At 31.4% G+C, this 732-nt stretch carries 1 protein-coding gene; it reads right to left on the bottom strand.

Annotation, left to right across the window (positions count from 1 at the left end):
* The coding region (locus E5A76_RS19015) for a winged helix-turn-helix domain-containing protein (protein ID WP_187695698.1) at positions 1–672 on the bottom strand (672 nt) is incomplete at its 3' end.
* Positions 673–732 lie beyond the last annotated feature (60 nt).

Below are 732 nucleotides of genomic sequence, written 5' to 3'. Positions count from 1 at the left end.
ATGCCTATCACGTTTATCAATCATAAAAATACAATTACACTTTTTCTCCGAAAGTATTTCCTTTATATTTTCAGGAATAGTTATGTTTTTGGGTTTGATTATTTTATGAGTAAAGGCATTCTCCGTAATATCAGTTGCACTATAGTCATTATTTAAGTAATTACGGTAGTCATTAGGTAACTTACGAAATAGATTAAATCCGGAATATGCGAGCAGAGCTATAGATAAAACTAGAAGTCCTTGCTTTATAATGAAAATTAATTTTTTCAAAGATAATATCTGAGCTTGATATCCAACATTATTTTCATTTGGTAAAACAATTGAAGTCTCGTCTTCATGCTCTAGTTTATTTTCTGAAATACTTGTGTCTTCAAGATCAAGCCGATAGCCAACACGCGGAACAGTAGCAATGATTTCGTCATTCGGGAAATAAGTAGAAAGAGACTGGCGAATTTTCGCGATGGATTTTGTTAAAGAAGAGTCAGTAACAACGGTATGTTCCCAAGCAAAGTTTTTTAACTCTTCTTTTGAGACAATCTTGTTTTGTCTTTCAAGTAACAGCGTCAATAAACGTGACTCTGTATAACTCAAATGATGTTGTTGGCAACTATCTGTTAATAAACCTTTTTTAGCATCAAAACTAACATGCCTTATTTGATAACTTGTTGACATGAAATTATTTTTCAAAATTAACCTAACCACCAATTTACTGGTAAAAAAAGAGTTATAAGA

Origin of the sequence: Photobacterium lucens (assembly GCF_009873615.1) — a bacterium.
GTDB classification, from domain to species: Bacteria; Pseudomonadota; Gammaproteobacteria; order Enterobacterales; family Vibrionaceae; genus Photobacterium; species Photobacterium lucens.
This window is presented reverse-complemented; position numbering and strand designations above follow the sequence as displayed.